The organism is Geminicoccus sp. (assembly GCF_035556675.1).
In the GTDB taxonomy this organism is placed as follows: domain Bacteria; phylum Pseudomonadota; class Alphaproteobacteria; order Geminicoccales; family Geminicoccaceae; genus Geminicoccus.
Window position 1 is genome coordinate 1 of sequence record NZ_DATMFZ010000062.1, and the last position, 12,678, is coordinate 12,678.

A 12,678-nucleotide genomic window follows, 5' to 3' on the forward strand; every position below is an offset into this window, starting at 1 on the left:
GGACGAGCTGGCGCGGCTCCAGCTCGGGATGGCAGATCAGCAGGCTCTCGCCCAGCCGGGCGAACGACAGCTGCGGCACCTGGAGGTTGCTCCAGTTGGCTGCGGCCGGTGTCGAGGGAGTGGCGGCGATCGCATCGCCGATGATCACGTCGACCTTGAACGGGCCGAACGCCAGGACGGCACCGCCATCCGCTCCATCGAAAGGGACGAGGCGCATCCCACCCGGCACATCGGTGGACCGGCGCATGCCCGGCCGGCGGGTGACCCCGCCGGTGACCTGCACCACCACGTTCTCCAGCAGGGCAGCACCCTTGGCCAGCGCGTCGAGGTCGGAGCGCCCGATCAGGCGCGGGTCGAGCTCGCCCGCCGCGAAGCCGGTCTTGATCAGGGTGACCGCACTCATCCTAGGCGGGCCTCGATCAGGGTGAAGTCCTCGAAGCGCCGGGGCGTGCTCTGCTGGCTGTCGACCAGCCGCGCCTGGCGCAGCTCCAGCTCGGCGGCACGGCGCAGGATCTCGGCGCGGCTGGCACTCTCCGTCACCGGCAGGCAGAACTCGGCGGCCAGCCGGGCCACCAGCGCCGCGGCGAAGAAGGCCGGATAGTCGCTCTCGGGCGTGCGGCGCTGGTAGGTCAGCGTGACGGCAGGCTCGTCGGTGAACAGCGCGGTGCCGAGCACCCGGTACTCGGCACCGCGGCCCCGGCGCTCGGAGCCCGCGGAGATGACCCGGAGGCAGTCCGTCGGCAGCGTGTGCCGCCAGGCGAAGTCGGCGGATCCCGCCGCGGCGGGCTCGCTCAGGGTCGCTTGGGCGATCGAGAAGCTCCAGGGATGGGCGCTGACCAGCCCGTCGCGCACCAGGCCGTAGAGGCGGAACGCCACCGTGGCCTCCGCACTGCCGTCGGCGAACGAGCCGATGGGGGCGGCACCCAGCCGTACCAGGGCCTGCGAGCAGAGATCGACGTCGCTGTACGCCATGAGCTTGTCCTCGGGATGGCGGTGGCCCGGGAGGCGGGCGGGCCGGCCTCCCGGGTCGATCGCAGCCGCCTTGGCCGGTCAGTCGGAGTTCAGCACGCCGAGCTGGACCATGTTGGAGATGTCGACGATGCCGGACGCATTCGCGACGACCACCATCATGCCGTGGGTGGGTGAGGTACCCAGGCCGGCATTCAGCATGATGAAGTCGCCGACCCGCAGCATCTTGGCCGCCTGGTTGAAGTAGCCGGCATTGTCCACCGCCGTCGCGGCGTCCGCCGTGCGGTAGTGCCAGAGCGTGAAGCCATTGGCGTAGGACAGGACGCTCAGGTTCTCGGATTGATAGGCCATCGGCTCAGTCCTCCAGGCACGGCATCGTCACGACGCCCGCGGTCTCGATCAGCACGGCACCCTGGGACATCGAGGAAGCGACGAAATGGGCGGCCCGGTCGCCGTGCCAACTGATGTCGGTCTTCACGTCCTGGCCGATGGCATGGCCCATCGCCGACTTGTGGTACCAGAAGCAGCTACGCTTGGTGCCCTCGAGCGGCAGGCCCGAATGCGGGATCCAGGTGGTGCCGAGCCACATCTTCGCCTGGGTGCCCTTCCAGGGCAGCTCGGCATCGCCGATGAACTCGGAATTGGCGAACTCGGCCAGGTTCAAGAGCTCGGACCACTGCTTCCAGCCGACCACGGCGAAGCGCTGGCCATCGTCCGGCACGTCGTTGGCGCCCAGCATCTCGAAGGCCTTGAGGACCTTGGCCTTGGTCAGGCCGTCGGCATCCGTGCCGGCCACCTGGGAGGAGGTCTTGAGCGCGTCGATGATCAGCTCGTCGGTCTTGCGGCCGAGCGCGAAGGCGCCGGCATTGGCGAGCACGCTGCGCTCGTCGATGTTGGTCTTGAGCTCGTCGAGCTGGTCCACCCATTCGCCGGCATAATAGTCGAACAGGCGCGCCTCGACGGTGGCGAACTCCACGTTCATCACCGGCACGACGCTGTTGCGCCCCTTGGTGGTGGCGGTGCCGCGCCCGACCTTCTGGAAGACGGTCGAGCTGCCGACGACGCCGTTCTTGACCCGGATGGTGTGGCGGAGCTTGCTGCCCTGCCGCTGATAGGCCTCGTGCACTTCGCGTTCGAACTGCTTGACGAAGGCCTGGTCGATCGAGGTGGACATTGGTGGTCCTTCCTTGTCGTTGGTCGCCTGTTGGCCGTGCGCGCGGGTTGTCCGGACCGCATAGGACCGGGCCTTGGCGAAAGAGCCGTCGCTGGTTGAAGCCATGGCGGGCAGGCGGGCCCCGCTTGCGGGGTTGTCCGCCCGGCCGCCGCCGTGGTCCCGGGCGCGGGATGCGCTGCTTTCGGTCAGCCGCCGTAGAGGCGGCGGTAGCCGTCGGTCACCCGCGCCACGAAATCCTTATCGCGGTCGCGCCAGTAGCGCGGATCGCGCATCATCTGGGCCAGCCGGTCGGGGTCGGGTGCCCCGGTGGCCGGGTCGCCGCCGGCGATGATCTCCGGCTCCCTGGCGCGCATCATCGCGTGCAGCGCCATCACCCCGTCATAGGAGCGGGACAGCGTCTCGTAGGTCGCCCGGTCCAGGTGGCGCTCGCCGAACGCCTTGAGCTGCTGGGCCACCGCGGCGTACCGCTCCGACCCGCCGAACTGCTCCGCCAGGCGGGCCCTGGCGGCCTCGGCCGCACGCAGCCCCTCGACCTCGGCGAGCGTCGCCTCCACCAGAGGTGCGATCCGCTCGGCGGCCAGGTCGTAGACGAGCTGGGCCTGCCGGTTGGTGAAGCCCGCCTCGTGCAGCCGGGCGTCGAGCTCCCGGTCCTGCTCCAGCCACTCGGCCCTGCGCTCGATCTGGTAGTCCGCGGGATCCTTGGGCCGGCCCAGCACGGTGAGCAGCCGGTCGCGCGCTGCCGGATCATCCGGGTCGTCCGGGGCCGGCAGCATCGAGCCGATCTTGCGCTCCAGCGCCAGGTAGCTCTTCAGGAGGACATCGGCGCGCAGCTGGCCGTCCGGACCGCGGAACTTCTCCGGGATCCCGGGCTCGGCCGCCACCGGCAGGGGCTGGGACTGGAGCTGGGGCTCGGCCGGCAGGTCCAGCGTCGGCTCGCCGGATGCAGATGCCGGGACGTCCTGCGCCGGCTCGTTCTCGATCTGGTCCTGTTCCATGGCGGTAGGCCTCGATCTGGTCGGGGATCTGGTCGGTGGGAAGGGCGGTCAGCGGCCGAGGCCGCGGGCTGCGAGGGACTGGAGGTGGGCCACCAGGCAGCGCTGGCCCTCGAGGTGACGGAGCTCCTGGTCGCTCGCCTGGGGCGGCATGCGGCGCAGGAGATAGGTACGCTCCAGATGGTCGAGCAGCCGCCGGCCCTCGGGCGAGGCGAACACCTTGGCCACGCAGCGGGCCAGCTCGTCACCCGGACCGCCTGACATTGCCGCAGGCTCGCTCATGACAGCACCTCGCGGAGGAACTCGGCCTCGAAGGCATCGAGCAGGCCCTGCTCGCGGATCAGCTCGGCCGGCACACCCAGCGTGTGGCCGAGCCAGCGGGCGGCACCGGGCAGGTCGACGACGCTGGCGGCGTGGTCGCCCATCTGGCGTACGCTCTCCAGCCAGAGCAGGGTGTTCTGCACGTCCTGGCGGGACTGGCGGCGGGCGAGCGGCGACTGGTAGCGCAGTTCCACGGTGCGCCCGTCCAGCCGGACGTCGGGGATCTCGCCGCGCCTTGCCAGGATGGCCAGGCCGCGCGTCACCAGCGGCGTGAGCAGCTCCGCCTGCAGCCGGCCGAACACGGCGGCCAGCAGGCGGGTGGTCTCGGCCGAGCGCTCCAGGACCTCGGTCGCGGTCATCCGCGCGTTCTGGACGGGGCCCAGCCGGTCCACCAGGAGGGTGTGGCGGATCCGGGCGCGCAGATCGTCCAGGATGAGCTGGCTGACGTCGAACCGGCCGGGCATCTCGAGCGGCTTCAGCCCTTCGGAGCCCACCGCCTTGGGGATGATGCTGCCCGGCACCAGCTTGACGTTGGCCGGGTTCAGGACACCGTCGTCCTCCGCCAGCCAGATGCCGGTCACCGCGATCGACGCGTTCTTGAGGATCAGCTCGACCACCTTGTTGGCGGTGCGCACGTCGGGCAGGGCGGTCATCATCGGCGAGCGGCCATAGACCTCGCCCGCGGTCTTCACCCAGCGGAAGGTGATGAACGGTGAATGCTCGAAGCGGCCGTCCGCCAGCAGGGCGAGGGGGCGGCCGGACTGGTCGTCGTCGGTGAGCCAGGCCCGGTAGTCGAAGCCCGTGCCGCCGGGCAACACGGCCTCGATCACGCGGCAGGGCTGTTCGCCATTGCCAACGGCGAGGTCGGGCGGCAGCACCGCGTCCGGCCAGCGGCTGCGCAAGGCGGCCAGCGGCAGGGAACTCGTGCGGAAATGGCCGGCGACGGCACCATCCACATCCTCCTCGATCGCGATCTCGGCCGCCGGGATGGCGGAGAAGCGGAAGGGTGAGGGCCGGCCGGCCGGTGCCTCGGCGAACAGCATGGTCGCGGTGCCCAGCGTCACCAGGTCGAGGAAGGCCTGGTGGATTTCCACGGTGAAGTTGGCATGGTCGAAGCCGCCCTGCAGCCGGGCGGCCACGGTCTCCAGCGCCTCGGTGACCACCGGCCGCTCGGCCACGGCCACCTCCGGACCGGCGCGCAGGCCGAACCAGGGCGAGCCCGGCGGGGTGAGTTCGCCCAGCAGCGAGGCGGCGAGCTGTTCGACCGCATCGGCGGCGGTGGCATCGAACAGGCGGTCGCTGCCGCGCCCGGGTGCCGTCTCCAGGCCCGGCATGCGCTGCGGCATGGTGAAGGCCAGGCAGTCGCGCCAGACCGGCTCGAAGGGCCGACGCCGTTCGCGCGCCCGGCGATAACGCAGGTCGAGTTCGAGGTCGACGGGGGGCATCGCTTGGGCTCCGTGCTGGGGGGCCGATCCGCGTACAGGTCACTAATAAGCTTATATTCCTATATTTTGCCCAACGTCAATAGGTGTGGCTGGTCCAGCCTTCGCGCAACAGCAGGCGATGTAACTGGTAAGGTGTCCAAGCTGATCGTCCTCCCAACCCGAGCGCGCGCTTGACGATTTCCACGCAAGTAATCGGTCGTGCGCACGGTGAGCCGGGCGGCAACTCGCGGGTCCGGCCGCTGAGGACAATGCGACCAGTGTGGATATAATACTCGACGGGATCGAATTCTTCCGGCAGGTCTAGCCAAGCGAGTCGGAGTTCCTGCAGTAGCGGATCCAGGAGGATCCAGCCCCGTTCGGCCCGGATCAGGCAGTAGCAATGGCGAAAGCCCGGCTTCAGCCAGGCGAGCCAGCGGCAGTCGGACCGATCTTCGAACACGACGATCGCGGGGGCTGACCCGGGCTCTGCCATGGGTATCGGCTCTTTAGAATTAGGACCATGAGCCTAGTGACAGGATCGCTCATCGTCAAGATGATGTTCCTAGTTCAGTGGGATCTTATATTTGCCTTCTCGGAGCTGGTTCCTATGATGACGCATGGCGATGTCTGGGTGGGGATCGACCGCCTGGCCGCGAAGAACAACTATTCGGCCTCCGGGCTGGCCAAGCGGGCGGGGCTCGACCCCACCACCTTCAACAAGAGCAAGCGCGCCACCAAGCAGGGCAAGGCCCGTTGGCCCTCCACGGAAAGCATCGCCAAGATCCTTGAGGCGACCAACACCACCATGGCCGAGTTCGTGGCGCTCATGGACGGCAGTGACGGCACGGTGGTGCCGCCCGTGTCGCGGCAGCTGCGCTCCGTGCCGCTGGACCGCGCCCAGGGCGGCCAGGTGTTCGACGCGTCGGGCTTCCCGCAGGGCGATGCCTGGGAAGATGTCGATTTCCCCGGCCTGGAGGATGGCCACGCCTTCGCGCTGGAACTGACCGAGGACGTCTCTCCGGCCTGGCGGCGCGGCGACCTACTGGTGGTGTCGCCTTCCTCCTCGACCCGTCGCGGCGACCGGATCGTGCTGGCCGACCGCAAGGGCACGCTCCATCTGGGCTGCCTGTCCCGGCGCACCGCGCAACGCGTGGTGGTCGACCGGCCGGATGGGCAGGAGGTGAACTTCGCGATCGACGAGGTTGCCTGGATCGCCCGGATCGTCTGGGCCAGCCAGTAGGACCGGCCAGCTTCCGCAGGACGGTCCGCGAGCACTGCTGAGCCCGGCCGTCCGTCGAAATTTCCGGATCTTGCTGAGGTGGGCCGAACCCGCGGGGACCGGCCATATGCGCTGACGAACCCGTGCCCGCTTCAGGCGCCGGTCTTGCGTCGTGCGCGGCCTACGTCCCTCCGTCTCCCTCCGTTCCACATGGCTGGGCCGGCTCGTCTGGTCCGAGCCGATCCCGGCCGCGCTTTGATTGGCACCCGACGGCCCTATCCTCAGGCTGGGCAAGGCACAGCGGCGGCTCGAGAGCCGCCGGCTCTGGGAGGGCAGGAATGGCAGGTCAGGCTCGGCACGGCGACGGCCACACCGCTCATGGCCATCGTCATGTGGGACATCGCACGGCTGCCGGGGCCGGGCGGGACGATGGTCGGGTACAGGACCCGGTCTGCCACATGCTGATCGAGCCGGGCACGGCTGCCGGAACCGTCCAGCATCGCGGCCATCTTTATCATTTCTGCTCTGCCGGATGCCGGACGAGATTCGTGGCGGATCCGGACCGTTACCTGGCAGGCGATGCCGGCCATGCCCAGGCGCCGCCGCAACCGGCCGGCACGGTCTATACCTGCCCGATGCATCCCGAGATCCGGCAGGATACTCCCGGCAGCTGCCCGATCTGCGGCATGGCGCTGGAACCGCTCATGGCGAGCACTGTGAGCGGGCCCAATCCGGAACTGGCCGACATGACCCGCCGGTTCTGGATCGGTCTGATCCTGACCCTGCCGGTGTTCCTCCTGGAGATGGGCGGCCATCTGCTGCCGGCGGTCCATCATCTGGTGCCGCCGGCAATCTCCGTCTGGATCCAGCTCGTGCTCGCGACCCCGGTGGTGCTGTGGGCCGGCTGGCCGTTCTTCCAGCGCGGCTGGGCCTCGGTCAGGACCGGCAACCTCAACATGTTCACCCTGATCGCCCTGGGCACCGGCGTCGCCTGGGGCTACAGCTTCGTCGCGGCTCTGGCACCCGGGATCTTCCCCGACGCCTTCCGCGCACCGGACGGCACGGTCGCCGTGTATTTCGAATCGGCGGCGGTGATCACCGTCCTGGTCCTGCTGGGTCAGGTGCTGGAGCTGCGAGCGCGGGAGCGGACATCCGGCGCGCTGCGGGCGTTGCTCGACCTGACGCCCAGGACCGCGCGCCGGATCGCGCCGGACGGTACCGAGGCCGAGGTGCCGCTCGACGCGGTGGTGCCGGGTGACCGGCTCCGGGTGCGCCCGGGCGAGAAAGTCCCGGTGGATGGCGCGGTCGAGGATGGCCGCTCCGCGATCGACGAATCGATGGTCACCGGCGAATCCATGCCGGTCACCCGTGGCACGGGCGACCGGGTCATCGGCGGCACCCTCAACCAGACCGGCACGCTCGTGCTGCGCGCCGAGAAGGTCGGCCGCGAGACCATGCTGGCGCGCATCGTGCAGATGGTGGCCGATGCCCAGCGCTCGCGCGCGCCGATCCAGCGGCTGGCGGACCAGGTGGCGGGCTGGTTCGTCCCGCTGGTGGTCCTCGTGGCGGTCCTGGCCTTTGTCGTCTGGGCGATCTGGGGGCCGGCGCCGAGCCTGGCCCACGGCCTCGTCGCCGCGGTGTCGGTGCTGATCATCGCCTGCCCCTGCGCGCTGGGGCTGGCCACGCCGATGTCGATCATGGTCGGGGTCGGCAAGGGTGCCGGGCTGGGCGTGCTGATCAGGAACGCCGAGGCGCTGGAGCGGCTGGAGAAGGTCGACACGCTGGTGCTCGACAAGACCGGCACGCTCACCGAGGGCCGGCCCGGCGTGACGGGAATCATCACGGCCGGCGGCATGGCGGAGGCCGAGCTCCTGCGGCTGGCCGCCGGCGTGGAGCGGGCGTCGGAGCATCCGCTGGCCCATGCGATCGTGGCCGCGGCAGAGGCGCGGCGGCTGCCCATCCCGGCCGTGGCCGACTTCGATGCGCCGGCCGGCAAGGGGGCCACCGGCACGGTCGAGGGCCGGCCGGTCGTGATCGGCAACGCGGCCTTCCTGCAGGAGAGCGGGATCGAGCCTGCGGCCCTGGCCGGCCAGGCCGAGGCGCTGCGCCATGACGGCGCCACGGCGATCTACCTGGGCGTCGATGGCCGGGCCGTCGGCATCTTCGCCATCGCCGACCCGGTCAAGCCGTCCACCGCACCGGCCCTCCAGGCGCTGCATGCCGAGGGCATCCGCATCCTGATGCTGACCGGCGACAACCGCACCACCGCCCAGGCAGTGGCACGCCGGCTTGGGATCGACGAGGTCGAGGCGGACGTGTTGCCCGAGGGCAAGAGTGCCGTCGTGACACGGCTGAAGGGCGAGGGGCGGGTGGTCGCCATGGCCGGGGACGGAGTGAACGACGCGCCGGCCCTGGCCGCGGCCGATGTCGGCATCGCCATGGGCTCCGGCACCGACGTGGCGATCGAGAGTGCTGCCGTCACCCTGCTGAAAGGCGAGCTGACCGGCATCGTCAAGGCGCGGCGCCTGTCCAGGGCGATCATGGCGAACATCCGCCAGAACCTGGTCTTCGCCTTCGTCTACAACGTGGCGGGCATCCCGGTCGCGGCCGGGCTGCTCTATCCGTTCACCGGCCTGCTCCTGTCGCCGGTCGTGGCGGCGGCCGCCATGGCACTCTCGTCGGTCAGCGTGATCGCCAATGCCCTGCGCCTGCGGGCAGGGCGCATCTGATCCTTGCCGGTGCGGTCAGTCGGTGGCCGCGGCCGGCGCGCCGGTCAGCGCGCCCAGCTCCAGCGGCCCCTCGATCTGGTCGCCGAAGCAGGCGCCGATGGTCTCGACCAGGTCGGCCAGCTCCCGCAGGTGCTCGCTGATCACCGGGCTCGCCGGGTCCAGGCCGGAAGCCGCCAGCAGGAACTTGCGGTGCAGGCTGCTGCGCAGCTGGGCGCCACCGGCTTCGGCCAGGGCAGCCGTGATGCAGCGCGTGGCCTCGCGCGCCGCGATCGCCTGGAAGTGCGCGATCTTCGCCAGCTCAGCAGCATCGATACCGGCCATGCCAAGGTCCTCTGTCGTGGTAGGTCGGCAGGAGCCTAGCAGGCGGATTTCCGCCGCGTCGCAGAATGCCACCGGTGCCGGCACGGTTTGCCACCACCTGTTTCGCAACTGCAACATGACGGGGAAATGGTCAGACCAAGGGAACCTCGGCGCTGCATGGGCAACGCATGAAGGCCGGCGGGGGCGCGAGCTCGCCCAGCGAGCGGTGGCTCGCCGGGCGGCTGTGGCGTGGTGCTACCCCCTGGGCTACTGCACGGGGACCAGCATCCCCCCGATCAGGTTGCGGTCGAACAGGTCGCCGGTGTTCGGGTCGCACAGCTCGCTGGAATAGCCGCCCCGGCCGACCGGCAGGAGGCGGAGCTTGGCATCCTTGGCCCGGCCACGCTCCAGGGCCGCCACATGGCCGTTCGGCACGATCAGTTCCGGATGGTCGAAGGGGGCGGCATGGCAGGCGACCCGCTGGTCGGTCAGCGCCTTCATGAAGGCCACCAGTGCGTTCACCTCGGCATTGGTGAGCCCCAGCTCGGTGATGTCCGGCGCCAGGTTGCTGCCGCCCATGTTCGGCACGATCGGCGTGGTGCGGCCCTTGGGGCCGGTACCGGTCGTGTCGCCGCCTGCCAGGTCGCGCCGGTTGCCGCCGCGATTGTAGAACTCGACCACGCCCCTGAGGGTCGCCTCGCCGCCATTGTGGAAATAGGGAGCGGTGAGGGCGACGTTGCGCAGGGTGGGTGTCTTGAAGGCGCCGTCCACCGCGACCCGCTCGTTGCGCTTCGCGTCCGGCACCGGGAAGGCATCGACGCGGTTGCCGTCGGTGTATTGCCGGGTGAAGGACAGGGGCGCACCCATGGCGCTGCCGCCGACGCCCACGTCCTCATGGGTCGGCCGCACGCCGATATTGTAGAAGCCGCCGTCATAAAGGGCCATGCCGCCATCGGGCATCGGCATGAACTCGACCAGCTCCTTGCGCTGCCGGGGCGGGACCGCGGCGTTGGTGAGCAGCGGGCCGCTATGGCAGTTGGCGCACTTGGCCTTGCCCTCGAACAGGGCCAGACCTTCCTTCTGCTTGGCATTGAGCGCGTTGACCTTGCCCTCCATGTAGCGGTCGAACGGGGTCTGGTCGGAGATCAGGGTCCGCTCGTAGGCGTCGAGCGCTAGGCCGAAGAACAGGGCGAAGTTCAGCTCGTCCTGGGTGTAGCCGGCGGCGTCGTCGGGCAGCAGGGCTCCTGTGCCGGAGAACTGGTACCTGCCGCTGCCGGCCCAGAGCTTGTCCTGGAACGCCCGCTGCACCAGCATCCGGTAGCTCTGCTTCAGGCCCTTGCCGTTGGCCCGGATCTGGTTGCCGACCGCCGACAGGTTGCCGAACACGCTGTCGGTGGGATCGATCGCCTGGCCGACCAGGGCCGCCTGGGTCAGGAGCTTGCGGCCGAGATTGGCGAAGCTGTGGACACCGCAGATCATCTCCACGTCGCTGCCGGGCGGGCCCAGCGCCTGCGAGGCCAGGCTCATGTTCTTGAGCTCCAGCGCCTGCGGCATCGGCCGGCCCTGCTCGTCCAGCACCAGGATCCGGGCCTTGGGGTCGGCCTGGATCTGGCGGCGGCCGAACACGCCCACGCCGTTGAACACGTTGTTGGCGCGCCCGTCCCAGAAGTTGCGGTAGTTGTAGGCGGCGTTGATCGCGGTCGGCGCGTTGCGCGGCGCCACCTTGCGCACGGCGCGCGCCACCCCGTTGATCATGGTGTGGAAGATGTCGTCCGACCCCTTGGTGCAGAAGTCGCGGGTGCGGGTGCGGAACTTGAGCTGGCGCGGCACGCTCAGCGGCGTGCCCTCGAACGAGCCCTGCGAGCCGACCACGTCGTTGGTCTCGTAGAGGATCGCCGAGTTGCGGTTGCGGATGTTGCCCAGTTGGTGCAGCGGGAAGTCCGTCGCCTCCAGCTGAATGTTCGGCTGGGCCTTCTTGCCCGTGCCGTTGAGCAAGCCGTCGCGGGTCAGGCCGGCGCCCGCCCCAATCCCGCCGAACTTGTCGTCGGCGTAAGGCTGGCCCAGCAGGCCCGGATCGAGCTGGTTGACCGTGCGCGGGTCCGCACCGGCATGGAAGTGGCAGGACGCGCAGGCCTGGCCATCGGCGCCCACCGAGGCGTCCCAGAAGAGCGCCTTGCCCAGCGCCACCAGCCAGTTCTTGTCCTTGACCAGCGCGTTGTACTGGGTGGCCGGCGGCGCCGGCGGCTTGATCCCGCGCAGCGAGGTCAGGGGCGCCTCGATGTCCTCCTCCCCTTCCTCATGCGCCTCCTCGTGTTCGTCCTCTTCTTCCTCGAATTCCTCGTGCTCCTCCTCGATTTCCTGAGCTGGACCGGCTGCAGGCGGAAGGAAGGCAAGCGCCATGGCTGCGAGCAGGGTTGCTGCCCGGATGCGTGAAAATGACTTGGTCACCGTATATATCCTGCTTGCATGTGCAGAGGCGCTGCCGTCCTCCTGGCTGGCAGCGCCCCCGCGGCCCCTGGGACTCAGCGGCCGGTCATGTTGGCCGTAGCGGTGGCCTGATTGAGCGCACCCGGAGAGGTGGTGAGGATCACGGCGCGGACCCGGGTCGGGCAGACGCCGCCTGGGATGGTCAGGTTGCGGAAGTCCGCGCGGAACAGACCCTGGGGCGGATCGGTAGGAACCGGTGCCGCCTGCGGCACTGCCTGGACGATGCCGATGCTGGTGAAGCGGTTCGGATTGTTCGGGGTCGGATCCGGGAGCCGGATCTGCACGGTCGCGTCAGCAGGGTTGACCGCGCCGCCGCGCACTTCGACCTCGTCGCGCCCGCCGCCGCGGATGCGGCAGGAAGCGCGCAGGATGCCAACTTGGGTGGTATCTGTGCGCAGCAGTGGGGCACCGTCCGCCTCGATCGTGTGGTAGAACAAGGTGTCCTGGTTGGAGGAGTAATAGCCTTCAGCGGAGACCAGGCTGCCAGAGGTGATTTCGGCCTCTTTGACCCGAAGGCCGAAGCTATTGATCGCCGGTCCCGCCGGCATCCGTTTGTCGGTGGAGCGGCGGATCTTCATGCCATTGATGGTAGCGCGATCGACGCCGGCGGGGGTCTGGACCGTGCCAGTTGCCTCGCCGACCACGACGTTTTCGAAAAGGTCGCTGAAGACGTCGGTCGCGTAGACCTGACCACCGATGCTGTCGCCCGTAATGATCGCCGTGCCGCCGATGAAGCCGTCCTCGCGCCGGCCCGGAAACCGCTCATAGGCGAAGCTTTCGATGGTCAGCGGGTTGCTTTCATCGAGCGAGGTCTTCGTAGGGGTATGAAACAGAGCATCCTCAAGGATCCGCACCTGGATGCCCATCACCGTCATCGTGCCGATCACCGGGCCAGGGTCGGACGGCAGCGGGTAAGGGGGCGTGGCGGAAACTGCGGTGATGGGCCCCTCAATGACCACATCGCCGGGGGGGACCTGTGCGTCCACCGGGTTGGTGAAGGCGACGAGGGCCAGGGCCGCCGTGCCGAACATCAGATTGCGTAGCATGACGTCGCCTCCTTTAG

Annotated in this window: 12 protein-coding genes and 1 pseudogene; 2 read left to right on the forward strand and 11 right to left on the reverse strand. The window is 69.4% G+C overall.

Annotation, left to right across the window (positions count from 1 at the left end):
- The 8 genes and pseudogenes from VNS22_RS04625 to VNS22_RS04660 form a co-directional block, all read right to left on the reverse strand.
- Window positions 1-403 (reverse strand): annotated as a pseudogene (locus VNS22_RS04625) (hypothetical protein); the annotation flags it as partial.
- Complete coding sequence (locus tag VNS22_RS04630; RefSeq protein WP_325730083.1) at window positions 400-972, reverse strand: hypothetical protein; 573 nt, start codon at window positions 970-972, stop codon at window positions 400-402. The pseudogene VNS22_RS04625 and the gene VNS22_RS04630, both read right to left, overlap by 4 nt.
- A 78-nt stretch (window positions 973-1,050) precedes the next feature.
- On the reverse strand, window positions 1,051-1,320 hold the full coding sequence (locus VNS22_RS04635) for a hypothetical protein (RefSeq protein ID WP_325730084.1): 270 nt from the start codon (window positions 1,318-1,320) through the stop codon (window positions 1,051-1,053).
- A gap of 4 nt (window positions 1,321-1,324) precedes the next feature.
- A complete protein-coding gene (locus tag VNS22_RS04640; RefSeq protein WP_325730085.1) occupies window positions 1,325-2,143 on the reverse strand; it encodes a phage capsid protein in 819 nt (272 codons plus the stop codon).
- Window positions 2,144-2,328: 185 nt separating this feature from the next.
- Entirely contained in the window at window positions 2,329-3,138 is an 810-nt protein-coding gene (locus VNS22_RS04645) for a capsid assembly protein (protein WP_325730087.1), read from the reverse strand.
- A 48-nt stretch (window positions 3,139-3,186) separates the two neighbouring features.
- Window positions 3,187-3,417, reverse strand: a complete 231-nt coding sequence (locus VNS22_RS04650) for a hypothetical protein (RefSeq protein WP_325730089.1) — start codon at window positions 3,415-3,417, stop codon at window positions 3,187-3,189.
- Window positions 3,414-4,901, reverse strand: a complete 1,488-nt coding sequence (locus VNS22_RS04655; RefSeq protein WP_325730091.1) for a portal protein — start codon at window positions 4,899-4,901, stop codon at window positions 3,414-3,416. Before VNS22_RS04655 ends, VNS22_RS04650 begins: the two co-directional genes overlap by 4 nt.
- 76 nt (window positions 4,902-4,977) lie before the next feature.
- Window positions 4,978-5,373, reverse strand: a complete 396-nt coding sequence (locus VNS22_RS04660) for a hypothetical protein (RefSeq protein WP_325730093.1) — start codon at window positions 5,371-5,373, stop codon at window positions 4,978-4,980.
- Between the two features lie 114 nt (window positions 5,374-5,487).
- Here VNS22_RS04660 and VNS22_RS04665 point away from each other — a divergent pair, with 114 nt between their 5' ends.
- Together VNS22_RS04665 and VNS22_RS04670 are read left to right on the forward strand one after the other, a co-directional pair.
- Window positions 5,488-6,120, forward strand: coding sequence for a helix-turn-helix transcriptional regulator (locus VNS22_RS04665; protein WP_325730095.1), 633 nt, complete (start codon window positions 5,488-5,490; stop codon window positions 6,118-6,120).
- A 317-nt stretch (window positions 6,121-6,437) separates the two neighbouring features.
- Window positions 6,438-8,828: a heavy metal translocating P-type ATPase gene (locus tag VNS22_RS04670; protein WP_325730097.1), complete on the forward strand. Its 2,391-nt coding sequence runs from the start codon at window positions 6,438-6,440 to the stop codon at window positions 8,826-8,828.
- A 15-nt stretch (window positions 8,829-8,843) separates the two neighbouring features.
- On the opposite strand, the gene VNS22_RS04675 is transcribed toward VNS22_RS04670, so the two are convergent.
- From VNS22_RS04675 to VNS22_RS04685, 3 genes are all read right to left on the reverse strand, one after another.
- Window positions 8,844-9,149, reverse strand: coding sequence for a hypothetical protein (locus VNS22_RS04675; RefSeq protein WP_325730099.1), 306 nt, complete (start codon window positions 9,147-9,149; stop codon window positions 8,844-8,846).
- A gap of 246 nt (window positions 9,150-9,395) precedes the next feature.
- Window positions 9,396-11,576 (reverse strand): cytochrome-c peroxidase, encoded by a 2,181-nt coding sequence (locus VNS22_RS04680; protein ID WP_325730101.1) that lies wholly within the window; start codon window positions 11,574-11,576, stop codon window positions 9,396-9,398.
- A gap of 74 nt (window positions 11,577-11,650) precedes the next feature.
- Entirely contained in the window at window positions 11,651-12,661 is a 1,011-nt protein-coding gene (locus tag VNS22_RS04685; RefSeq protein ID WP_325730103.1) for a hypothetical protein, read from the reverse strand.
- Between the last annotated feature and the right edge of the window lie 17 nt (window positions 12,662-12,678).